This is a genomic window from Pseudomonas sp. LBUM1658 (assembly GCF_059716055.1).
Genome location: NZ_CP166798.1, coordinates 1,953,270 through 1,976,646, shown reverse-complemented (window position 1 = coordinate 1,976,646; position 23,377 = coordinate 1,953,270). Strand labels below are relative to the sequence as shown.

General features: G+C 57.0%; 20 protein-coding genes, 1 tRNA gene and 1 pseudogene. 11 read left to right on the top strand and 11 right to left on the bottom strand.

The genetic code is table 11. The features are described from left to right. Nucleotides 1-251: 251 nt before the first annotated feature. Nucleotides 252-1,106, top strand: a complete 855-nt coding sequence (locus ACA064_RS09020; protein WP_497673042.1) for a bile acid:sodium symporter family protein — start codon at nucleotides 252-254, stop codon at nucleotides 1,104-1,106. 604 nt (nucleotides 1,107-1,710) lie between these two features. Further along, entirely contained in the window at nucleotides 1,711-1,935 is a 225-nt protein-coding gene (locus tag ACA064_RS09015; protein WP_497673041.1) for a hypothetical protein, read from the top strand. 79 nt (nucleotides 1,936-2,014) lie between these two features. Here the strand turns inward: ACA064_RS09015 and ACA064_RS09010 are convergent, their stop codons facing one another. Beyond that, on the bottom strand, nucleotides 2,015-2,803 hold the full coding sequence (locus tag ACA064_RS09010) for a DUF1295 domain-containing protein (RefSeq protein WP_497673040.1): 789 nt from the start codon (nucleotides 2,801-2,803) through the stop codon (nucleotides 2,015-2,017). 120 nt (nucleotides 2,804-2,923) lie between these two features. Continuing rightward, a complete protein-coding gene (locus ACA064_RS09005; RefSeq protein ID WP_497673039.1) occupies nucleotides 2,924-4,207 on the bottom strand; it encodes an acyl-CoA dehydrogenase family protein in 1,284 nt (427 codons plus the stop codon). 134 nt (nucleotides 4,208-4,341) lie between these two features. On the opposite strand from ACA064_RS09005, the gene ACA064_RS09000 reads away from it, so the two are divergent. Continuing rightward, entirely contained in the window at nucleotides 4,342-5,223 is an 882-nt protein-coding gene (locus ACA064_RS09000; protein ID WP_497673038.1) for a helix-turn-helix domain-containing protein, read from the top strand. 74 nt (nucleotides 5,224-5,297) lie between these two features. Here ACA064_RS09000 and ACA064_RS08995 read toward each other — a convergent pair. Next, a pseudogene (locus ACA064_RS08995) lies at nucleotides 5,298-5,490 on the bottom strand (DUF1214 domain-containing protein); the annotation flags it as partial. Between the two features lie 458 nt (nucleotides 5,491-5,948). Then, nucleotides 5,949-6,446, bottom strand: a complete 498-nt coding sequence (locus tag ACA064_RS08990; protein ID WP_497673037.1) for a hypothetical protein — start codon at nucleotides 6,444-6,446, stop codon at nucleotides 5,949-5,951. 175 nt (nucleotides 6,447-6,621) lie between these two features. Here ACA064_RS08990 and ACA064_RS08985 point away from each other — a divergent pair, with 175 nt between their 5' ends. Then, on the top strand, nucleotides 6,622-7,488 hold the full coding sequence (locus ACA064_RS08985) for a helix-turn-helix domain-containing protein (RefSeq protein ID WP_497673036.1): 867 nt from the start codon (nucleotides 6,622-6,624) through the stop codon (nucleotides 7,486-7,488). Nucleotides 7,489-7,650: 162 nt separating this feature from the next. On the opposite strand, the gene ACA064_RS08980 is transcribed toward ACA064_RS08985, so the two are convergent. Both ACA064_RS08980 and ACA064_RS08975 read right to left on the bottom strand, forming a co-directional pair. Further along, nucleotides 7,651-9,060, bottom strand: coding sequence for an amidase (locus ACA064_RS08980; protein ID WP_497673035.1), 1,410 nt, complete (start codon nucleotides 9,058-9,060; stop codon nucleotides 7,651-7,653). A gap of 150 nt (nucleotides 9,061-9,210) precedes the next feature. Then, nucleotides 9,211-11,202 (bottom strand): MOSC domain-containing protein, encoded by a 1,992-nt coding sequence (locus tag ACA064_RS08975; protein WP_497674204.1) that lies wholly within the window; start codon nucleotides 11,200-11,202, stop codon nucleotides 9,211-9,213. 892 nt (nucleotides 11,203-12,094) lie between these two features. Between ACA064_RS08975 and ACA064_RS08970 the strand changes: the two genes are divergently transcribed. Beyond that, nucleotides 12,095-12,331, top strand: a complete 237-nt coding sequence (locus ACA064_RS08970; RefSeq protein WP_497673034.1) for a hypothetical protein — start codon at nucleotides 12,095-12,097, stop codon at nucleotides 12,329-12,331. Nucleotides 12,332-12,638: 307 nt separating this feature from the next. On the opposite strand, the gene ACA064_RS08965 is transcribed toward ACA064_RS08970, so the two are convergent. Next, nucleotides 12,639-14,894, bottom strand: coding sequence for a S8 family serine peptidase (locus ACA064_RS08965; RefSeq protein WP_497673033.1), 2,256 nt, complete (start codon nucleotides 14,892-14,894; stop codon nucleotides 12,639-12,641). A gap of 382 nt (nucleotides 14,895-15,276) precedes the next feature. On the opposite strand from ACA064_RS08965, the gene ACA064_RS08960 reads away from it, so the two are divergent. The 3 genes from ACA064_RS08960 (at nucleotide 15,277) to mobI (ending at nucleotide 18,096) form a co-directional block, all read left to right on the top strand. Then, nucleotides 15,277-16,113, top strand: a complete 837-nt coding sequence (locus ACA064_RS08960; protein WP_497673032.1) for an AraC family ligand binding domain-containing protein — start codon at nucleotides 15,277-15,279, stop codon at nucleotides 16,111-16,113. Nucleotides 16,114-16,221: 108 nt separating this feature from the next. Continuing rightward, nucleotides 16,222-16,818, top strand: coding sequence for a LysE family translocator (locus ACA064_RS08955; protein ID WP_497673031.1), 597 nt, complete (start codon nucleotides 16,222-16,224; stop codon nucleotides 16,816-16,818). A gap of 816 nt (nucleotides 16,819-17,634) precedes the next feature. Further along, nucleotides 17,635-18,096, top strand: coding sequence for a conjugative transfer protein MobI(A/C) (gene mobI / locus ACA064_RS08950; protein ID WP_497673030.1), 462 nt, complete (start codon nucleotides 17,635-17,637; stop codon nucleotides 18,094-18,096). Between the two features lie 2,100 nt (nucleotides 18,097-20,196). Here mobI and ACA064_RS08945 read toward each other — a convergent pair. Then, nucleotides 20,197-20,517, bottom strand: coding sequence for a hypothetical protein (locus ACA064_RS08945; protein WP_497673029.1), 321 nt, complete (start codon nucleotides 20,515-20,517; stop codon nucleotides 20,197-20,199). 139 nt (nucleotides 20,518-20,656) lie between these two features. Between ACA064_RS08945 and ACA064_RS08940 the strand changes: the two genes are divergently transcribed. Genes ACA064_RS08940 through ACA064_RS08930 form a run of 3 tightly spaced genes read left to right on the top strand, consistent with a single transcriptional unit; the run spans nucleotide 20,657 to nucleotide 22,489 of the window. After that, nucleotides 20,657-20,974: a hypothetical protein gene (locus ACA064_RS08940; RefSeq protein WP_497674367.1), complete on the top strand. Its 318-nt coding sequence runs from the start codon at nucleotides 20,657-20,659 to the stop codon at nucleotides 20,972-20,974. A gap of 46 nt (nucleotides 20,975-21,020) precedes the next feature. Next, on the top strand, nucleotides 21,021-21,437 hold the full coding sequence (locus tag ACA064_RS08935) for a hypothetical protein (protein WP_497673028.1): 417 nt from the start codon (nucleotides 21,021-21,023) through the stop codon (nucleotides 21,435-21,437). After that, nucleotides 21,338-22,489 carry a tyrosine-type recombinase/integrase gene (locus ACA064_RS08930; RefSeq protein ID WP_497674203.1) on the top strand — a complete coding sequence of 384 codons (1,152 nt, stop codon included), beginning with the start codon at nucleotides 21,338-21,340 and terminating at the stop codon, nucleotides 22,487-22,489. The genes ACA064_RS08935 and ACA064_RS08930 overlap by 100 nt, the downstream gene beginning before the upstream one ends. 80 nt (nucleotides 22,490-22,569) lie before the next feature. Here ACA064_RS08930 and ACA064_RS08925 read toward each other — a convergent pair. From ACA064_RS08925 to ihfA, 3 genes are all read right to left on the bottom strand, one after another. After that, a tRNA-Pro gene (locus ACA064_RS08925) sits at nucleotides 22,570-22,646 on the bottom strand. 89 nt (nucleotides 22,647-22,735) lie between these two features. Then, nucleotides 22,736-23,092 (bottom strand): MerR family transcriptional regulator, encoded by a 357-nt coding sequence (locus ACA064_RS08920; RefSeq protein WP_003179985.1) that lies wholly within the window; start codon nucleotides 23,090-23,092, stop codon nucleotides 22,736-22,738. After that, nucleotides 23,073-23,375, bottom strand: a complete 303-nt coding sequence (gene ihfA / locus ACA064_RS08915) for an integration host factor subunit alpha (protein WP_002553164.1) — start codon at nucleotides 23,373-23,375, stop codon at nucleotides 23,073-23,075. The genes ACA064_RS08920 and ihfA overlap by 20 nt, the downstream gene beginning before the upstream one ends. Nucleotides 23,376-23,377: the final 2 nt, after the last annotated feature.

Below are 23,377 nucleotides of genomic sequence, written 5' to 3'. Positions count from 1 at the left end.
TGCCGCACTCAATTCGTTCCGTCACACGGAACTATTCAAACTCCTTGTTGTGCCGCTCGGCGTCACACCCTACGGTTTGCTCCAACGCGGGAAGTTGGACCGTTAAAGAGATACGCCATTTCGCCAGTGCTTTGCTGGCGGGACGTTGACAACGGGAGCATGCCCTGTGCGATTGCGATCGTAATGCAGAGACTTGAAAGTCCTCCATTTCCCTGGATCGCCTCGAGTGAATTCGCTGAAAGAAGGTCCTCATGACGCAACCCCTGATACAACTTCTAGTTCTAGTCTTCGTCGTATCGACCATGCTTAGCGTCGGCCTAATACTGACTATGCAGGACATCTTCGCGTCGCTGCGCGACAAGCGTTGGCTGGTTCGCGCACTGTTGACCAATGTAATAGTGCTGCCCTTGCTCGCCCTGGGCGTTTCCCGCTGGCTGGGGCTGGATGCCGTGCTGAGCACTGCATTGTTGTTACTGGCTACCGCGCCAGGCGGCCCGGCGCTGGTCAAGATGGCGACTCTGGCGAAAGGCGATACGGCGCTCGCCGTCGGACTGGTCCTGAGCCTGCTATCGGTGGGTGTTGTCAGCCAGCCCTTGCTGCTACCCCTCTTGGTGGACGGTGTGACGGTGAACCCTGGCGCCATAGTGCGCACCCTGTTGTTCACTGTGCTGTCGCCCTTGCTACTGGGACTCGCCTTGAAGTCGCTGCAGCCGGCGCTCGCGGCGTGGCTGCGTTTGCCAATGCAGCGAGTGTCCACCGTCAGCCTGGTATTGTCATTGCTACTGCTGCCGGTGGTATATGCGCGCGAACTTCTGGAGCTCTCCAGCAGCGCCGCACTCCCAGCCGCTGTGTTGTTCGTCGCCTTCTGCGCGGTGACAGGCTGGTTGATCGGCGGACCGCAAGCCGGCTCTCGGCGCATTCTGAGCTTGTGTTGCAGTCAGCCCAACATGGCGGCGGCCATGGTCATCGCCAGCCAGAATTTCCAAGATCCGCGAGTCCTGCTCATGCTGATATTGATCTTGGTCGCGGGCATGCTGATTCTTCTGCCGCTGAGTCTTTTCTTTGCCCGCCAGTCCTTGGTAGTTGACCTTAACCGTACGTTCTAACCGAGTGCCCCCTATAGCGACTGGCTGCTTCTGGCCCAGGCTGTGTAAAAACGCATGCACCATTTTGAAGTCTGCGTTGCTACGTAAAATCTGCCGGCGTTTGGTTAATTAGCAGACCTGAAATTTGCATAGGAGCGCGTTTTTTTGTTCCGGTTCAGACCGAGAAACCTACTCAAAAACGTTTTTACACAGCCTCGGCCAATTTCTGCCGGCCGTAATCTGAAATTGGGTATAGCTGGCAACGGGTCCTCGCTTGCCAACCTTCCTCCCTTGCTCGGCGGTCCGTTGATAGAAATGTTTCCTCATACTGATATCATTTGGCGATGTTCTCTTCCCAGCAGGGAGACAGGGAGAACATAGAAACCCCGGCAGGGCCAACCTCCGGGGTTTTGTTTTTTTGGCCATTACACAGGCGCGAGACCACCAAAGACTGCGCTTACAGGTAGCCGTCGATACCTGATAGCGCTAGATGGGCAAAGATCATTTTCGGAAGCACCGGTGCAGCAAATTGGCAATGCAATGCTGACAAGGAGGATACCGGCTAGTACGGTCACAATGCCTATACTCGACTCGCTGGCAAAGTAACAAGGAGACGGAGAATTCGATGGGCAAGGATAGAGATAGCAGGGAGAGCCTGGGTGAAAAGATCATGGCAGGCGAGCCGTTGATGGAGCAGGCGGTACAGGCGTTACGCCGGTACCACGAAGCTCAAGAGACTCAGTCTGCGGAAGAAGTGGAGAAGCTGCGCCTCGAAGTGGAAGCGCTGTTCGTTGCTGTTAACGAGTATCAGCGTCAAACCTTCGGCGGCCCTGCACCTCAGTTGCATTGAGCGAAACCCTGACGCGGCAAAGGCAGCAGTCGACCCTTTGCGGACGTTGGCTCCTTGCACGCCCAACTCTAAATCGGGGCTAACTTCCAGCGCCTGACGGGTTCGCGTGGGTGGCTGGCTTATCGAAAAAGGCCTGTCCGCTCAGGATGCGCCAGGGGATCAGCAAGCCGGAGCGCGCCTTGTATTCGGCCCAGCCGGGATGACGCGAAATTGAAGCATCTTTCATCAGCATGCGCGGCAGGAACAAGAGGGTCCATTGCAGCAACACAAAGATCCATCCGGCGAGGCTGGCGGCGAGAATGGCATAGGTCGCATAAATCATGATCTCGCCGAGGAAATTCGGGTTGCGCGTGTACGCGAACATGCCGTTGTCGATCAGCCCCTTTTTCAGCCGCAGCGTGAAGGTCTTTTGCAGGTCGGCGGCGATCATCGTCACCACGCCCAGTGTGTGCAGGCAGACGCAGATGACCAGGGTGAGCGTGGATGGCTCGATATGGCGCGAGAGGAACAGCCAGGGCAGGCCCCAGATCCAGATGGCGTAAGTGGCATAAAGACAGAAGACGCCGCCGATGGTTATCGGTTTGTCCATCGACGAATCGCGCCCGCTGGCATCCTTGATTAACCAACACCAGCCATATACGCCGTGCAGGCAGAGGTAAACCCAGGCGCCGATGGAGTAGTTGTCGGTGACTTCCATCATCGCAAGGATGATGAAGAAGGTGAACAGCTTGTGGAAGTTGATCGCTGTGGCCAGCTTGAGCTTGCGCGGCCCACCGCCGATGTCTTCGACCAGATAGTTGATGGTGTTAAATGTGGTGCGCGCCCAGGCAGGAGCGAGTGGGCGTGCTGCGCAGAGGGATGAGTTCATGGTGGGCCTCGTCAGTGGATATCGTCAGGCTCTGGCGTCAACGCCGACTGTCGACGCTGGTGGGGCGGCGATGGCCTGATCGGTTCAGCTTGGTAAGCGGCGATATGAGCGGCGCAGGATTTAGTTCTGAGACCAGCCCTCGGCATAGAGTTGCTGGCACAGCAGTCCCAGGCGCATGGTCAGCATGTAGTTCTCGCCGTCCTCGATCTGTGCGGCGCGGGCGTCGCGGAAGATTTTTTCTATCGGGTATTCGCGCGAGGTGCCGGCACCGCCGAACAGTTGCAAGGCTTCGGTGGCGACCTTCAGGCATTCGTCGGTCACCGTCACCTTGGCGGAGGCTGTGGCATAGGGATGGGTGCGCGGCGAGAGGCGGGCAAATGCCAGCGCGCGGCGTGCCACCGAGCGGCACAGTTCGACCCGACGCAGCATATCGCCGAGGCGATAGCGGGTGAGTTGATGGTCAATCAGCAGTTGGCCGCCTTGCTTGCGTTCGTGGCAATACTGCAAGGCCATCTCGAAGGCGGCGCGGGCAACGCCGGTGAATAGCTGCGACATGTGAGTACCGGCGTAGGACCAGGTCGAGGCCAGGTTGCCGTAATACTCGTGCTCCAGACCGACGCCGAAGCGGATCGGCAACTTGACATTGTCGAAAAAGATTTCGCATTGCGGCAGCGCACGCTGGCCGATCTTGTCCAGAGGCTTGCCGCGCGAGATGCCTGGCAGGTCGAGCGGGACAATGACGGCGAGGCCATTGGAACGGCCGTCGGCGTCGAAATAGCCATTGCCATAGTCGGCAGGAACATAGGCCAGCGCAACTTGGGCCACGGCACCGTTGGAGACCCAGGCCGAACTCTGGCCGTTGAGCACGATTTCGTCCTTGCTCACCCTCGCCGTGAGGTTACCGCGATTGCCCGGCGCGCCCTTGGGCCATTCGCGCTTCATGTCGAATATCAGCATGTCGCTGCCCTTGTCGGGCTGGGTGATGATCCAGCAACCGATCTTGCCTGCGCACAGCTCGACCAGTTCCTGCTTGCCCGAGGCTAGTGCCATCTGCAAGGGAAAGCCGGCAACGGCAAGCGAGGCGCCCAAGCCGGCGTCGCCCCAGCCCATCTCCTCGCCGATCATGGACTCGAGACGAATGGCGACCTCGGGGGCGAACTGCGAGAGAAACTGCGGGTCGAGGCCCAGCTTGGCGGCCTCCTGATAGACCGTCCAGAACGGCGAGCCGGGCGCAATGACATCGGCAGCGCTCATCTTGTCGAGTTCCTGGCCGATGGGTCGCAGCACATTCTTGGCGAATTGATGCACGCTGCTTTGGATGGCGAGTTCTTCCTCGGTCAAGGGCACTTCAAAACCTGTCAGGCCGACGGCCGGCAGGGTCAATTCGGGTTTCAGTGTCAGCATGCTTACGCTCTCCTCAGGCAAATTCGGGATGTTGATTGCCGGGCTAGTTTTGCTGACAGGCGATCTGTGCGTCTGTGAGAGAACAGGCGTATCTTTATTGAAAAATGTCCATAAGCTCATCCACAGGAATTGCCATGGAATATTGGCTGCAAGTACGCAAGGATCTAGGTATCGAGCCTATCGTCGCCGGCATGATTGAGGGCGATTGCCCTGTGTTTGCGGAGCGCTACCTGTATCGCAGCTTGGAAAAAACAGTCTCGGGACTAGGCGGAGTCGGCCTGCTGACGCAGCTCGGCGGCTCCCGTGTGCAAGAAGGCGAGCGCGGGCAGATGCGCGCCGACTCTCTGCCGACCCGGTCCATGCTGGTCCCGGCAAATTGCGCGACCCACTGGCACTATTCCGGCACAGTCGACTTCGCGAATTTCTATTTCCCGGAACAAGTAGACGGAATTCAAGAAAGTCTCAGGGGTTTGGTGGAAGCTCGAGGGGAGCCCATGTTGTTTGGCGATACGTTGGTGGGGGCGACCGCCTTGCAACTGGTCATCGAATTGAACAAGGGGGCCAGTGCAGACAAAGCGTTCATGGCGGTGCTGGTCGAAGTCATGCTCAAGCAAACCTACCGCGCCTTGACCACCCCGGATACCGGCGGCATCAATCCTCGCCATATCCATTTCTCGCGGCTGCAAGCGGTGCTGGGCTTTATTCACGAACATTTGGCCGAGAAGCTTTCGATCGATCTGCTGGCCGCAGAGGCGCGGGTCAGCCAGACGCATTTTCGTCGTTTGTTCCTGGACGCGATGGGCGTACCGCCGCACCGCTACATTCTGGCGTTGCGCCTGGAGCGGGCGCGCAATCTGCTGAGCATGACCACGATGCCTATCGCGCGTATCGCCTTGAGTTGTGGGTTCAGCGACCAAAGCCACCTGACCGCCAGCTTTCGCGTCGTGCACGCGGTAACCCCCGCCGAATTTCGCGCCCGGATCAGCCGCTCTGCGAGTCCTCTCCTGGGCATGTGAAGTTCCGCAGGACGCCGGATCACGCCAGCGGGCCGTCTCAACCCGCTCGGAGTCCCGACGGCATGCGCACGTCGCTATTTCGCCACCACGACCCCCAGGGGATGCCACGTTCCTCCACCGGGCGGCAGGATTGAAGGTGGCGTATCTTTTGGCCAGTACACGCGCATCACCAGGTAGATAGTGTCATTCGGCGCGGGTAACCAGTTGGCTTCCTTTTGCCTTGCCAGGAGAGTCCTTCTGGATGTAAAGGGTCAGCGATCCGTCGGCGACCGACCGCTATTGGCCGATTCTGTTGAAAAAGTCGGTCCGCCCAAACTGCCCGATCATTGACTGGTGAAAACGCCTTTTTTGCACGCTGCTACGTGGAATCTGAGTCCGGAAGCCTCTGCCAAACAGTAAAGATTTCAATCTCGGACGCGTACTTTTCTGCTGCGCAAACCATGGCCGACTTTTTCAACAGAATCGGCCGTTTTCTGCCTGTCGCGACTGACTGAAATCGACCCATTTGTGCCTGATGACACATGCAAGGTCTCTGGCCGATAACGCTATAAAGCAGTCGTAGTTAACTCCCTCCAAGGTCTGGCGAATTGGGCAGTGCTGGAGTGCTCTACAAGTTCGCCGACACAGGCGAGTCGATTACCTATCCATTCAACAAAGCGCCAATCACCATGGGTTGGCGCTTTGCTCCCAACGATTCGATGGGAAATCGTCGGACCGTTTCGGGTTTATTGACTGACGATCTTTTCATCAACGGAATCAAAATAGAACACCGCCTTGCCGACCATGCGCGGATTGATCATGGCCAGCATCGGGATTGCACTGCCATTGAAACGCTCCAGATCCAGCGTGCCGCCGCTCATCGCCATGAGGCCGCGGTCGCCCTTGCCCTCAGGGGTCTGAAAACGGCCATACAGGACGCCGCCGGCTGCGGACTTGAATTCGCAGTCGCCCACGCCAGCATAGACAGTTTTGTGGCCTTCGACGATGGTGTCGACCGCCCCGCATTGGACATACACGTGTACTACGGCGCCCTTGGCGGTGAATTTCCCGGCGCCCTCGGCGACGAAGTACAAGTTCGATTTGCCTGGGCCGATATGCACTTCCGACAACGACTTGGTGGCTATGCCGAGCTCCAGGCGCGGCTGGGGTTCAGCTGCCTGTGCCAGGCCGGTCGCCACGGCAAGCGCTGCGAACAATGTCGATTTAATGTATTTGATTTTCATGTTTATCTCCTTGTGATGGGTGGAATTTATGTTTTCGATCTGGGGGATTGATGTGTCCGACAGATGAGGCATTGTGCTGACAATCGAGCTCTACGCCTGTGAGGAAACGAGCGTATATTTATTGAAATCTGCTACTAGCCCTGCACCTTGGAATCACATGGAAAGTTGGCAACAAGTGCGCAAAGATCTGGGACTGCCACCTATCGTCGCTGGCATGGTCGAGGGCGATTGCCCGGTATTTGTTGAGCGCTATATCTACCGCGCCCCAGAAAAGGCGGTGTCTGGGCTGGTCAGCATGAGCTTGGTAACGCTGTTTGGTGGCTCGCGGGTGCAGGAAGGCGAGCAAGGAGCATTTCGCGGTGAGTTTTTACCGACGCAGTCCGTGCTTGTGCCGCCGCACTGCGCGACCCATTGGCATAATTCCGGCACCGTCGATTGCGCGATTTTTTATTTTCCGGATCACCTCGATGGAATTCAGGCGAGCCTCAAAGCGCTGGCAGATGCGAGGAAAACACCCATGCCGTTTGGCGATACGCTGGTGGGGGCGACCGCCTTGCGGCTGGTCAGCGAATTGCAAAAAGGCGTCAGCGCCGACCAACGCTTTATGGCCATGCTGGTCCCGGTGATGCTGGAACAATCGTATCGCGTGCTGACCACCCCGGACACGGGCGGCATCAATCCCCGCCATATCCACTTCCCACGCCTGCAGGCGGTGCTGAGCTTCATTCACAGCCATCTCGCGCGGGATTTGTCGATTGAAGCGCTGGCCGCCGAGGCGCAGGTCAGCCCGGCATACTTTCGTCGCCTGTTTCAGGAGGCGATGGGGGCACCGCCGCATCGCTATATCTTGGCGATGCGTCTGGAACAGGCGCGCAACCTGCTGACGATGACGACCATGCCGATTGCGCGGATCGCCCAGGACTGCGGCTTCAGCGATCAAAGTCATTTCACCGCCAGCTTTCGCGCCGTTCACGCGGCAACGCCCGCCCAGTATCGGGCCGAGGTCGGTCGCTCTGCCAACCGGTCGCGACTGAACGTTTGAACCTGCCGCAGCACGTGCCACCCTTCTCTTAGCGCTGGCGCAGCAGATGGATGCCGATGAGCAAGGCCCACAATGGCAGCAGAACAAGGAAGACCATTTGGACAAGTTCGCCCAGCTCCGCCAGTTGCCTCACCAGCACCGACTTTCGCAAGCCCGCTTCGGTTATCGCGTCGGATCAATCGGCGTTTCAAGACCGTGGCAAACCTCTACGGCCTCGGCCGCATCGAGACAGAGATCCTCGCGAAAGCGCTGGCCGGTAAGCAGCACGCCTATCGGCAACCCGGTCGCCTCGTCCCGACCCGCAGGCACGCAGGCGGAAGGCAGACCAAGGTAGTTGGCGGGTACGACGGGACGCATCATTTCCAGCGTGGCCGCCGCCCCGGCCGAAGTTGCCACATCGAAGCCGTGTTCGAACGGCAACTGCGTCCACGTTGGGCTTAACAACAGCGGGTGCGTCGATATGAACAATGACCAGGCGCGGGCGATTCCATCACGTCGCGCGAATAGTTCGGACATGGAGGATTTGGTGATGGGGGAAATGGCGCGATTGAGCGCATCCCAGAATGTCCGGCCGTTGGCACCCAGGAGCGGTGTCATCTGATCGGCAATCGATGCAAAATCGGTCATCAGTAGCTTGGCCCATTCGGCGACGGTCTCTTCGTAAAGGGGCGGGCAAGCTTCGACAACATCGTATCCGGCGTTCGAAAGCGCGTCGGCCGCGCGGCGCACGACGGCGCTCACTTTGGGATCGACGCCGCCGCCGGGTGGGGTCGCCATGACCGCCACACGAATCGGCCTGGCAAGCGCGGGGCCGACGAGGGGCGAGTCAATCGACCATGGGTCGCGCGGATGGGCACCCATCAACACCAGCAAGCCAAGGCGCACATCGGCAACGCGGCGTGCCATTGGCCCCTGCACGGCCAGGTACTGCAGGGCCGCGTGGCGATCCTCCGCTGGCAGCAAGCCGGCGTCAGGCACTCGTCCCGTTGAAGGTTTGATCGACGCGATGCCGCACGCATTCGCCGGATTGCGCACCGACCCGCCGATGTCATTGCCGAGGCCGATCGGGCTCATGCCTGTGGCCACGGCCACCCCCTCGCCGCCGCTCGACCCGCCCGCGGTCCGGCTCAGATTCCATGGATTGCGTGTCAGGCCATGGAGTGAACTGTCGGTGCTAACGCGCATCCCCATGTTGGGCATGTTGGTGCGCGCGATGGGGATCGCTCCTGCCGCCCGCATTCTTTCGACTACCGGGGCATCGAGCGGAGCGACGGCCTGCGCCAGTTCCGGCACGCCCCAGGTCGAGGGCAGGCCCGCCATGTCGATGTTCGCCTTCACGGTGAAGGGAACACCGTGCAGCCGGCCGAGGGGTCCACCGGCGGCGGTGATGCGATCGGCTTCCAGCGCGGCAGCGCGCGCCTCGCTGGCATAGACAGCGACCACCGCATTGACCTGAGGATTGACTGCCTCGATCCGGGCCAAGTGCGCATCAATGACCTCGATGGAAGTGATTTTCTTGCTGGCAATCAGTGTTGCCAACTCGCTTGCTGTCTTGCGCCAAAGTTCATTCATTTTCTATTCCTCCGCGCCCCGACAGGACTATGTTGATATGTGGGTAAGTATTTTTCTGCAATACACGTACTGGATTCAAAGCTGAAGTCCATTCCATCTGCTTTTCAGAGCTATGGTCCGCCACAGGCTGGCGCGGACGATGTCTCACCGTTACAAGTCGATAACCACCGGCCCGGACGGCCGCGCGCAACACAGCAGCACCGTCCCCTCTGCCATCTCGGATGCCGGTTCGTCGTGGGTCACCTCGCCCGACAAGAGAGGCGTGGCACAGGCCTGGCAGACGCCGTAGCGGCAACCGGAGGAGGGCTTGAGGCCCGCCGATTCCGCCAGTTCCAGCAAGGAACCGTTACCGGTCCACTGCGTCTCGACACCGGAACGCGCAAAGCGCACCTGATGCTGTACCTGCTCGCCGCAGGCGTCTTTCGAGGCCGGCCGCGGACCGAAAAATTCGGCATGGATGCGTGAGGGTGGTACCCCGGCCTGGGCCAGTGCATCGCTCAACGCGACCGAAAACTCAGGCGTGCCGCACAGGTAGATATCGGGTTCGGCATCGCCGGCCAGTTTGAGTGTCAATGCAGGTTTGACCCGTCCCGCATACTCGCAGTCGCCGCCGTGGCTATAGCAACGCACGATGCGTAACTGCGGCAGGCGCGCCGACAAGGCTGCAAGTTCGGCATGGAAACCCATCAATGCGCTGTTGCGTGCGCCATGCAGCAAGGTCACCGGTCGCGTCGAATCGATCGCGGCCAGGGCGTGCAGGATCGCCAGCATCGGCGTGATACCTATGCCCATGCTGACCAGCAGCAGCGGCGTGTTGGCGTCAGGGATAACGTGGAAGCGTCCGGCCGGCCAGCGCAGCCATACGGTGTCGCCCTCTTTGATCTGCTCGTGCAGACGTTGCGGCATCGAAGGCGCGGGGCAGTGCCGCACGCTGATCCGGTAGGCATTGCCGTGCGAAGCGTTGGACAGGCTATAGCGGCGGACGGTGGGTGCCTCGCCGTCGCCGTTTTCCAGCGCGAGTGGAATGTGCTGGCCCGGCAGAAAGGGATATACCCTGGCCGTGTCGTCGGCCGGCTCCAGGTGCAAAGAAACGATCTCGACCGTCTCCGCGACTCGCTGTGCCACGCGGAAGCGACTGAAGTTGCCCAGACCGGCCGGTGCGGGCGACCCCAGTGCCCTGATCGATTTGCGCATCGCCGCATTGATTACGGCACCGGTGATTTTGCGGCTCACTGCCGTTAGCGGACGGTCCCACCAACGCTTGGCCTTCGGCTCATACCAAACGATATCGCCTTCGCGCACCATTCCGGCCGTGCGCACGTTGGCATACATGCCCAGGATGCGCCCGATGCCCGGCGCCGCCATGGCACGCAAGATGCCGGGTTGCTTTGGCAAGCCCGGTTGCGCCTGTGCCGGCATCGAACAACGCGAGGTTGGAGATGTGAGATCGAGCACCGTGTCGCCGATGTGTAGGGTGCCGCCCAGCCATTGCTGTTCGGCCGCGCCTTCCCATTCCGGCCCGGTTTCAATCAGCAGGTTGGGCCGCAAACGGCGCACGTCGCCATCCAGTGTGGAGTCGACAGCGTACAAGGCGGCCAGCGTCGCCGTTGTCAGAAAGTGAATCGGGGCGGCATCGAAATGGGTCCCCGGCGGGGCCGTATAAGCGGCCAGTTCCATCAGCATGCGCAAGGGAAACTGCGAAAAGTCCGGCAATGGTTCGCTTGGCGGAATGCCCAGGGCGTGCTTGAGCTCGGCCGGTCCCAGTGGGCTGCGCCGCCGATAGTAGGCCTGGTCGCTGCGCGGTGGACGGGCATTCAGCACGACAGGATGCTGCAGCAAGGCCGACAAATGGCTGTCGATCCAGATATCGTCTGGTAAATACAGCGAACCATCGGGCAGCAATATTTCCGGTTTTTCCAGATCATCCTGATTGTCCGGCTCACGCACATAGCGAGCCGCGCAGAGCATCAGCTCCGGGAAATTCTTGCCACCGCTTATTTCGCTATTGAGCGCATCGAGCACCGCCCAGGCACGGTCACCCAAGATGCCGCGCTGGTCGACCTTTGCAGTCGTTAGCCGTTCGCCTGCCATGGATTTGACGGGATAGCGCCAGCATTGCACCAGTCGTCCTACTTCAATCATCGCCACGGCCAGCCCTCCGGGGTTTGCCTAGATTGGCGCTCGAATTCCTTCGTCATCGTCTCTCGTGTCTGCGCTGTCAATATCATGGGTTCTCCGGTGATCTATGGCCATTCGGGTTCAGCACGGGCTCGGGGATCAGGCCAGCAGATTGAGCACCTTGGGGTAGAATTCGGAATCAGCCGACCTATCCAAAACATGCTGCTCGACTTGTTGCCGTTGATGATGCATGGATGACTCTTACGGATGCCGATAAAGCATTTTGCTGACACGCGAGCGCTGCGCCTGTGAGAGAACGAGCGCATCTTTGTTGAAATCTGCTTATTAGCCAGGTACTCGAAAAAGTCTTGGGAGACCGGCCATTGAAATGCCGCAGCAATTCCAACGTGCGAACGTCAACAATGGGTGGCTAGCACGCCGCGCGGTGACAAGGCCTAACGACGGGTCTCGGATCAGTTACCGGTCGTTCGCCTTAACCAAATTAGTGCTGTGTCTATGCCGGCTCTTAGCCGATAACAGTCTTTAGCGAGAGGCAGAAATCGGCCAGCGGACGCTCGGAGTCAGTCGTCAGATTCCCTTCACATGGGCCCAAGCGAGTGACCCGCTTGTTAGGTGTAATCACGATGCTCGCCAAACCAGGGCGTCCCTAGATAGGAAAAACGCCGCCGCACACACGCCCCGACCTTTTGGGCTTCGCCAGTAGAAGGGCAATCGGGGTGACCCCTTGGATGCGCAGACGTGCAAGAGCAGGCCGACGTACCGAGGCGCATATATAGCTTCTCGATAACCAAAAGTTGGGGTCTGAATGAAAAGGGCAAAGCCGAACAGCTGAACTAAAAGCTGACCATTAAGTCAGAATGCTCAGCTGCACTTTCCCCATTACGAGGATCCCACCATGCGCATCTACACCCTTGAATACCTGTTTAACGGCGAGCCACGCGCACACATGTTCGAATTCAAGCAGCCTCAGCTGCCCGTCCACGAGGCGGCGATACACTTGCTACAGCTGCATTTTGGGGATGGAGAGAACAGCCTGATCATGCCCACCGCGGACGCGACGCCGGAGGAAATTTTAGAGCGGGCTGAGCTGTTAGGGCTGACGCAGATTAAGGTCGTCGATCAACCCAGTTGATGCCAGGTGTAGCGACCAGCAACGCGCGCCACGGCAGATTTGAAGGGCAGCTTTTGGCCGTTTTCTGCCCGTCGTGCGGCTAGACTGTCTGGGTCAATTCAGCCTGTCGTGACCGGCAGCAAACCAAAGAAGACATGCACTGGCTGGAGGTATCGGCGAGGAGAAAGAGCCCAAAAGGTGCCTATGAAACCAAGGGCGAATTCGGGTTGCTTTCGACTGTATTAAGCTATGGACACCTGGGAAGGGTAAAGCAGCCAGCCCCCATGTCTGGCCACTTTCTCCAGCATTGAAATGGTCAAGGTGCCAATTACACGTGCACGGCCGCCAGAGCAAAGTCCTGTGGACCCGCCGAGACATTCGAGGCGACGACTTCGATTGTCCACTCGCCAGCCATTGGCTTGTCGACTTGGACCATTTCGACATTATTGGTGCTGTCGAGTTTGAGGATTCCGGCCTTCGCACCGGCAGACTGGTTGCCAATCAATCTCTTCCCGGACGGAGTGCGAACGATGAGATTGAGGTTGTTCACCAGTTTTTTTCCTGGATAGTCAGTGTAAGCGAGCACTATCCGTATAGGCCGTGCCGTCTCTGCAATCGTTTGTGTGACACTCCACTTTTTCCCCGTCACGAGGGCCGGTCCATCAATCGTAAGGATTGGGTAGGAGAGTGACCGGTCAAGATTTACACGTCCAAAACCTTGATGGGGGTCGAGCAAGACGCCTTTGGGAGCCGTTCCAGGCAGACGCTCCGCCCCGGCGATCAGTAATGCTTTGATGAGGGCTGCACTCGGATTGGATAGCTGCCTTTGGCTGCGTAGATATTCTCGCAGCAATGCCGCCGCCCCAGCTGTGAGCGGTGTGGCCATGCTTGTTCCCCCCATATAGAAGTATTTGTGGTTGATCGGATATGGGGACCACGCAAAGTTATTCGGGGCGATTTGGGTCGAACGCGTAGAGAGAATGAAGGTGCCTGGGGCAACGACATCGGGCTTGATGCGGCTGTCGCTGGTGGGGCCGCGGCTGCTAAATGCCGCCACCTGGTCCGGCTTGTCAGCCATCGGGGCGCTGTGGAGTGGGGCCACAGGGTAGTCGTCTGGCCACCACTCACCATAGGTATTGGACTTGAATTCCGGACGCCTGTTTTCACTTGCTCCCACGGTAATGCAATTTTTGGCCGTTCCAGGAGACGTCACACTCATTAAATTGATCTTGCCGTCACCATCCTTGTCTGTCCCATCGTTTCCTACTGCGATGATGAAGCAGAAATCCCGGTGTTTCCAAACATACTCGTCAAATTGCCTGCATTGCTCGTCGTATTCACCAGCATCCCCACCGCCCCAAGAATTGGAGTGGATACGGGCGCCTTTATCGTAAGCGAATTGGAATAAGGTGCCGAGATTGTCGGGCAGGCCAGCAAGTATGTATCGGCGTCGTGCCAGGCTCGGAGCGGTTGATGGCTTCCATTTCATTTCCTGCTCTATGGCTTGAAAAACAAGCTTGGCCTTATAGGCGAGGCCATGGATTCGTTCCGGTCCACCGTTCGATGCGGTACCGTTGCCGAGCACCGAACCACTGACATGCGTGCCATGCCCGGAGTCGACATCAGCGGCTCCGTCATCCGCGCCGCCATTGGTGACGTAATCAAGCCAGGACGAGGCAATTGGATAGCTCTTGATAGCGACGATCCTCCCGGCGAAATCAGGATGGATGGTCGCCGGATCCCCCGTGTCGAGACCGGTATCGCATACGGCAATGATTTCCCCATCGCCAGTCAGGCCGAGCTTTGTAGACATGCTTTTCGGATTGCCATTACCCATGATGATGGTGGCCACGTTATTGCTTGTACGCGGAATGACCCTTTGCCGGACGTATCGCACGCCGTGCACTGCAGACACCTGACGCAGTTGCTCCGGGATGGTTTTCGAGGCCTGGGTGGATGCCACGATCAAGACGCGAGCACGGGCGTTCTTGGAAAGGATCTTAAACCCGAGTCGACTTACCTCCTTCGAAATCCTCTGCACGTCGGCACCATCAAAAATCTCTATCGAGAAATTGTCAGGGACCTCGTGCCGCCTCGGGAGAGTTTCACCGTTATCTTTTTTCTCCACGAGTTCAGGAGCAAGCCGCGCATCGTGTTGTAAATGTCCCACCCACTGTACGAAGGGGAGCTCGGCAATCTTCGTGAGTTGTTTGCCCGCCGTCCGGATGACATATCCAAAAGCGCCATAGGGCTCGCAAATTTTCACTCCGACTTTTCGCAGTTGGTTCAACCAGGTGCGTTTGATTGGAGCGATGAACTGCACCACGTAGTGGTGTGGCTTCTCATCCACTTCGGATACATTCGGGTCAACTCCCCCGCGGCTCAGCGTGTTGATCGTGTGCTTGCCCATTTGCAAGTCATATTCCTGAGTGATGTCTTCTACAGGAAACTCACGCGCTAGTTCTGTGGCGTCCTGGTTATTCGCCTGAACCACCACGAACGCGTCATAACGATCAATGATCTGCGCTCGTGCCTCAATTGAAGGGATATCGGATTTGTCAGCAAAAACTTTGAGGACAGACATCGCAAAGCTCCTTGTTAGGCAAGAGAGGCCGGCGCAGGCTTTCGTTTTTCAGCAACACTCTTTTTCCAGGGGGCACCAGCACGTCCGTGACGTACACTTCGGTCCTTTCCGTTAAAGCCAACACATACGTCATAGTAGTACGGCGAATACAAATCCACCTCCGCTACTGCGACAGGAGCGCTTGGAGTGAAAAGGCAAATGTCCGCATCTGGCCGATTTCTGCCTTTGGCCAACGGCAGTTTTGGCTCGTTTTCTGCCTTTCAGGATCGGCAGCTATAGCTCAGCGCCAACCTGCACAAATCTTCTAAACGTCCTTTTCCAACGCGCGGTAAATTAGTCGTCCGCACAGTTCAAAGCTGAACCATTACCTCTGGAGCCTTCCGTGGATAAACGCAACTGGATTGAGCTGTCCCAGGATGCCGATACCGGGATTGAATCGATTCGTGCCCATTTTCAGGGGCATGCCTACGATCCGCACTGGCATGACAGTTTTCTGGTGGGGGTCACCGAGCAGGGGGTACAGCAGTTCAATTGCCGGCGCGTTCGCCACCTCTGTACGCCGGGCAAGGTATTCATGCTGGAGCCGGGGGAGATCCACGATGGGCATGCGCCGACTGAGGAAGGATTTACCTACTCCATGCTCTACCTCGATCCGCACTGGCTGGAACGGGAGTTGCACGCGTTGTTCGAGCACGCACCGGCCAACAGTCAGCTGGGGTTTGCCGACACCTTGAGCCAGGATCCGGGCCTGGCCACTGCCATTTATCGAGCTTTCCACTCGCTCCATGAGGGTGACTTGCGCATTGTGCGCCAGAGCGCCATCGACACCTTGTTGGGGTCGCTCACTTGCCACCTTGATTGGCGCAAGCGTCAGACCTTTGATCCGCGCCTGCCGTTGGTGGCCCAGGTTGCGCGTGACTATCTGCATGCCCATGTCTTCGAGGACATCGGGCTGGATGATCTGGCCCAAGCGTGTGGTGTTGATCGCTTTCGCCTGACGCGGGCCTTCAAGGCAGCCTTTGGGCTGGCGCCTCATGCTTATTTGATCCAGCTGCGCCTGGCCAAGGCACGGCAGTTGCTGGCGCGGGGTGAGTCGCCGGCACAGGTGGCCAGTGCTCTCGGGTTCGCCGATCAAAGCCATATGGGGCGATGGTTTCGCCGTGCCTACCAGCTCACACCAGCGGATTACCGCAAGCGCTGCTCAAACCTTCCAGACTGAATCCCGCTGACTCGCGACCATGGTTTCCTATTTGATCAAGGAGTCCATGCCATGTCCTTTTCGCTGTTCTTTTCTGCCCTTTCGATGCGCCTTCGGGGAGTCTGAGCCATGGAATCGTTGCTGCCTTTCCTGCTGTTTGCGTTCGTTGCCTCGATTACCCCGGGACCGACCAATATTCTGGTGTTGAGCCACAGCTCGCGGCGGGGGCTAGGTGCCACCCTACCCATCATTTTTGGCGCATGCGTGGCGGCGGCGCTGATTGTTTTTGCAGTCGGGCTCGGCGTGGGCGAGACGCTGCTGCGGTTTCCGCGTGTGCAGCAGGCAATGGCCTGGGCCGGGGTGCTCTGGTTGAGTTGGCTGGCCTGGCAGATCTTTCAAAGCGCGCCGCCGTCCTTGGACCCGGCTACCCCGCGCGACGAGGGTCTCAGCGTGTTCGGCGCCGCCACCCTGCAATTGGTCAACCCCAAGGTCTGGATGATGGCGGTGGCGGTGGTGAGCGTATTTGTCAGTGGCGGCGAAAAGACCATGCGGCTGGTGGTGTTGTCGCTAGTGTTTCTGTTGGTCTCCTTGCCGTGCATGACTCTGTGGGCGTTGCTCGGCGTGGGTAGTGCTAGGGTTTTTGGTTCGCCACAGGCGTTTAAACGCATGAACAATGCATTGGCTTTTTTGCTGCTGGTGTCGGCCTGGTTGACCGTGCTGGTGTAGGTCGAACATTGCCTGGACAGGACGCTTTAATCAGCAGTTGGACCCCGTATGGCTTAAGGTGGTGAAGAAGGCTGGTATGGAGAAATAGGGGGGCAGAATACGTTCGTACAGAGACTTCAAGGGGGTATTGCCAAGCCCACTGTAGACTCGACTATCCAGTAACGTTCTGGTTCTGACCGTTCAACCTGCTCTAAAACGTTTTTACCCACTCTGGGCCAAGAGCTGTCGTTCGCTAACGTCCGTTTCTGGCCGATTTCTGCCCTTCGCGACCGGCAAAAAACGACCGAATTCTGCCTGTGCTGACCGGGAGGTATTGGCCGTTTTCTGCTGGGCATGACCAACCGGTTACTTACCGACAAAGTACATGGACCTACCATGCGGCTCAGCAAAATCTACTACCTTCTGGAGTCCTTGCCGGACTTCGTTGGCGCGGTGCATATCACCGCGCACGAGGCTAATAATCGGGTCGAAAATTGGTAATGAAACACCGCCTATTCGATCGACAGTCTTGTGCAGTAATGGGAAATCTAGTGCGGGAGCAAACGGCTGCCAGTTGCCGTTCGATATGGATGCCGATGCTGAGCGTTTGCTTGATGCTGATGTGCTTAGTCTTGTCACGCTCCAGGCTTTGAGCCGCGCCTGAACCTTTACCACGAAATGTCGAATGTGATTTGTTTCACTGAAGGCTGTATTCGATTTTTTAACTCTGGATTCGCGGCTCAATTTCAGACGCTAAATGCGTCTGAAATCGGAAATCGTACTGTAAAAAATGCGTAACCATGGAAGCTCAAAAAAAATCAGATGGAGCCACCAGCTATGCGTAAAGAAGAACAGACGATCGTCGCCAAGCTTGATGAGCAATATGATGGGGTGTTGGAGGAGGCACGGCTCCTAAACAAAAGCTATATCAGTGCTTCCATTAGCCTGTACAAAAAGACCGGAATCAAATCTGGCATAGCGGCGATTTCAATTAAGCAGACGAGTCCAAACGCCTACTCGATCTACTGGTGCAAGCTTGTGCCCTTGCAGGGTAAGCAGAATAAATTCCTTCCATTGACGATTGCTAAAGGCAATGGCAAATACAAATACTCGCCCTCATCGTTCCAGTTCGTTGAGTACACCTACCGGTTCTTGGTCTTGCAGGTGGAGGAACGGCTTGCTGAAATTCGCAAGATTGCCAGCGAAAATCGCCAGCTGCGTCGTACGATCGTTGCTTATGAGAGCAAACTGTCCCGGTACCAGTCCCGTGAGTACGGTGAGCTTTACACTGGCAAGTAGCTGATAATTGCTGCTAACTGGATAGGTCAGGCGTCTATAAGCAGTGCAGATCGCTGTAGGCCCGATAGGAAACCTGAAAGCCCCGTTCAGCTTAGCCTGGACGGGGCTTTTCTCTATAAGCAGTGACGCCACATTGCGGCTTGAGCGCACGTGCGAACAAACTGGTCGCTATAAGCAGTGAAGTCCGGTGTTTTGTCCTCCTAGAAGGCCCGAAACCCCGTGCAGACTGGGTTCGCAGGTTTTAACTGCTATAAGCAGTGATGCCTGAATACCACTCACTCAGTCAGCCTCGAGTCGTATTAGCAGTGACGAGACTCACTTTCATAAAATAAACATTGGTATGTATCGTCAAACCGGTCCCCCTGTGTCGCGCAACGGATACTCACCGCGTCGGCCATCCTCTTTACCAGCATCGGAGGTGAGTGGCTGGAGCCCTTTAAATCCGGGGCTTTCAGCCACTCACCTCCGGCACTCACCCCCGACGCTCACCTCCGGAACCCACCGCCTCGACCAACCTCTTTACCAGCATCAGAGGTGAGTGGCTGGAGCCCTTTAAATCCGGGGCTTTCAGCCACTCACCCCCGACGCTCACCTCCGGAACCCACCGCCTCGACCAACCTCTTTACCAGCATCGGAGGTGAGTGGCTGGAGCCCTTTAAATCCGGGGCTTCCAGCCACTCACCTCCGGCACTCACCCCCGATAGCAAAACGAGCTTTCCTCTCTATGAGAGGTGAATGGTCGGACTCCCATAAACAAACAGTGAGGTGCGGGCCTGTTTTATGAGAAAACCGTGTCGCGAAGCGGATGTAAGGGGTGAATGGGATAGATCCGGATCTGACTGCGGGTAGGGGGGCATCGGAGAGGGTTAAATCCTTGGGATTTACACTGAGCGTGAGAAGCTGATTCCACCGCAAATTTGCAGCCAGGAGAAAAACACCATGAACTCGATTGAGCTACTTTTTTACGCGGTAGTCGGGGTGCTTGGCACACTTGCTATAGCTGCTGCGGTGGGCTACGTAATTGCGGATCGCCTCGACAAAAAAAATGATACCGACTGAGTCTTGACGACAGCACGCGGCTGAGGTGGCTGGAAATGGTGGATGTTGATTCGCATAGGATCAGACACTTCAGAATGCTTGTGGGCCTCTGTGACCAATTGGACCCTCCTAGCGACTCGTCTGCTAACTCTTTGGCCTGTTGTCATATCGCTAGAAGCGCTGTAGTGCTCGCGGAGCGCTAAATAAGACACCACCAGCCACATCACAGAAAAAACACCTCCAGCGGCCTTCCAGGCAGCCTCTCGAGCATGAAATCAGACACGAGGCTGATCTCCGGCAAATTAGCCTCAGAAGTCGACCGAGCATCTGTTCAGCTCCGGAAATTGTTGATACACGCAAACGCTTTAGCTCTGCGGAATCAGCAATCCACAAACCAGTTGTAGAAGAGATACCCGGCGCAAACCGACACTACACAGGTACCAATGGACAGTAATGGGTATTGCCCCTCAATACCCAACCACCACTGCACTTTAAACAAGAAAGCCCCTACCAACACGCAAGCCAGAATCCCTAGGGCTAGGCCAAGCAATGCAAACAAGCGAGCTCCCAACCCAGGGTTGCCCTGATGCCAGTTTTCACTGAGACAAAAGGGGCAGTGATTCGACGAAGGGGTGTATCCCCAGAAACAACGTGTGTAACTCGCTCTTGGGATCATCGTGTTGCCACAGCATTGGCAAGTAACCATGGAGTGTCGCATGTCGCACCTCGGCTCGTTCTTCATGAGCTGATACTGCGCCATTGCTCAGAAAACCCAACTGCACCTGCATCTTGGGTTTTTCCAGAGCTGACATAGGGTGGTATGCGACCTTAAACATATGGAGAAACACATTGGAATTCCGCCATCTCGGTAACAACCGTTACTTCCCGCCCATCGCTCCCAACGGTCGCATCTACGCGGTACTTACTGAACAGGAGAACCAAGTGGAAAATTTATGTTTGACTTCGGAGGGAATAATTAGCGCCGATATTAAAACTCTCTGGTCGGAGATCCTCGGCATTTACTACAACGATGATTACTGGGAGATTATTTTTCGCAACTACTCAGAGAAAAGTCTGCGCTTCCGCCGTGGCATGCCCTGTGTAATAGTTATAAATGCGGGCAATATTTTTACAGCCCGAATTCAAGGGTACACCATCCCTTTGTGCCTGATGAATCGGCTCCTCTTTGAACAGCAAAAGTTGCATCGAAGTTAACTGCACTCCTCTCAATAGACGGAGAAAAATCTCCATTTTTTTGTTGCCCGACCAGCAACGTTTCACCCCATTACCCGAGAACACAGACTTATGCAAAAAATCGCCCCGTGGTAGGGATTTTACCAATATTTTTTTCAGACGCTTTTCGGTGTTGAAACCGAAACTCAAGGCTGCCTCCTTATGATTATCTTAGACCCCATGGCCTGAGGAGATCGTAGTGATGCACCAAACAATACTAGTCATGAGGAACAGCAAATCGATGAGCCCTCCACGCAGGGGTCAATCATGTTGCACCCTAAAGGCTCAAATGCTTGAGCGGGGCGAGAGTGCCGAGTTTTGGCGCGACTGGAAAGCCGAGATCATCCCGTCCCCTTGGAAGCCAGACGAACACTTCGAAGAGATGGCGCTAGAGCAACAGGTAGAGGCGAAACGCCTTCGCGCCTTGGCGATCGAGTACGGCGCCCAGAAAGAAAAGTTGGTCCAGGCACTGAAACTCACCCGTGAAAATCTCCGTGCGTGCCAAGGGACCATTCATCTGGCTGGCGGTTTCGATCCGGCCTACGTGAACGACGTGCAAGCCGCAATGAAGATTGCAGATGCCGCCATGGCCAAAGCAACCGCCTAACTCCCCCACCCTTCTGCCGCCACGCGCGGTACGGAGTAAGACGCACATGGCAAATAACAGTGCAGCCCAAGTTTCAGCTCCTCCCCCGCGCTTTATCCGCTTCAAGCACGCCTACGGCTACCTCGGCATGTGCCGGGACGAATTCAACAAGTCCGTGCGACCCAATGTTCGCGAGTTTCCCATCGGGACCCAGGGCGTTGCGTTCGACCGGATTGAGCTCGACGAGTGGGCGGATGCCTGGATCGCAAGCAAGTCAGTTGAAAAGGCAGCGAAACAGGACAACAATCGGCCTCGCAGCGAGCGCCATGTGGAAGCCAAAGGAGCAGAACCATGGCCCAAAAAGCAATTACAGGCCTCCAAAAAATGCCGAACGGCATCTGGAAAATCGACAAAAAATACCGAGGAGAGCGAATTCAAGAGAGTACTGGCACTTGTGACCGGGCGGAAGCCGAGCAGTACCTGATCCATATGCTGGAGAAGTTGCGGCAACAGAAGGTCTATGGCGTCAGGACGGTGCGGACATGGAGGGAGGCTTCCATCAAGTTCCTGCTTGAGGTGAAGGATCAAGCTTCGATCCATATATCAGCAACTTATATGGCGCAGCTCGACCCGTTTATAGGTCACCTGCCGATCACGCACGTCGACGACAACAGCCTGGCTTCTTACATTCGCTCGAAGCTGGCACCGGAGATCGGAAAGCCGGTAACGAACAGGACGGTGAATATCGCCCTTCAGCGGGTGATTAGGGTGCTGAACCTGTGCGCACGGAAGTGGCGGGATGATGAGCGCCGGCCTTGGCTGGACGTGGTGCCAATGATCTCGCTGCTGGATGAGAAGACGACCAGTCGCAAGCCCTACCCGCTCTCGTGGGAAGAGCAGTCGATCTTGTTCGCCGAACTGCCCGCTCATCTGCAAACCATGGCGATGTTCAAGGTCAACACGGGATGCAGGGAGCAGGAGGTGTGCAAGCTTCAGTGGGATTGGGAGATTGCCGTACCAGAACTGGCGACGAGCGTATTCCTGATACCGGCCAGGTTTGGCGGCAGGAGTGCTCGGGCAGGAGTGAAGAACGGCGATGAACGCCTGGTGGTGCTGAATGACGTGGCCAAGTCGGTCATCGAGAAGCAGCGAGGCAAGCATCCGCTGTTCGTGTTTCCTTTTGGCAAGCCAGATGGCGAAGGGAATGGAACGACTGTGCACCGAATGAATGACTCGGCATGGAAGAAGGCGCGGGTCAGGGCGGCGAAGAAGTGGCAGGAAAAGTACTTGAGGCCGGCGCATGACGGATTTTTGCGAATCCGCATCCATGACCTCAAGCATTCTTTCGGTAGGCGCTTGCGTGCCGCTGGTGTGACCGAGGAAGACCGGAAAGCTTTGCTTGGACACAAGAACGGCAGCATCACCAGTCACTACTCGGCAGCAGAGCTGGATCAACTGATTGCAGCGGCAAATAAGGTATCAGCAACCGACTCACGCGCACCAGCGCTGACGATCCTGAAAAGGAGGCAGGTATAGAACAACCCTAGGGTCACTCGGAATGTCACTAGGGTAGAAACGAAAAAGCCACCAAAAGGCGGCTAAGTCATTGAAAAATATGGTCGGGACGGAGTGATTCGAACACTCGACCCCTAGCACCCCATGCTAGTGCGCTACCGGACTGCGCTACGCCCCGACTAGGCGTGAAACTCATCCCCCATCTCGAGGAACGCTCAAGAATATATCGCAAGCGTTTGAAAACTGGAAGTATTTAAACGCAGAAATTTATTTCTTGAGTACCACCAGAACATCTTCCAGTTCGGCGATCATCTGGCGGATCATTTGCTTGTACTGGGTGGTGTCGTCTTTGGCTTCATCACCGGAAAGGCGCAGGCGCGCTCCGCCGATGGTGAACCCCTGGTCGTACAGCAACGCGCGGATCTGGCGAATCATCAGCACATCCTGGCGCTGATAATACCGGCGGTTTCCGCGGCGTTTGACCGGGTTGAGTTGAGGAAACTCCTGCTCCCAGTAGCGCAGCACGTGCGGTTTTACCGCGCAGAGCTCGCTGACTTCACCGATGGTGAAGTAGCGTTTGCCTGGGATGACGGGTAGCTCGTCGTTATGACTTGGTTCCAGCATAAGCCTCAACTCGGGCCTTCAACTTCTGCCCTGGACGAAAGGTGACCACACGGCGAGCCGTGATCGGGATTTCTTCCCCCGTTTTCGGGTTGCGGCCAGGCCGCTGGCGTTTGTCCCGAAGGTCGAAGTTGCCGAAACCGGACAACTTCACCTGTTCGTTGTCTTCAAGAGCGTGCCTGATTTCCTCAAAAAACAGTTCGACCAATTCCTTGGCCTCCCGTTTGTTCAGGCCTAGCTCTTCATACAGACGTTCCGCCATTTCAGCTTTCGTCAGAGCCCCCATAC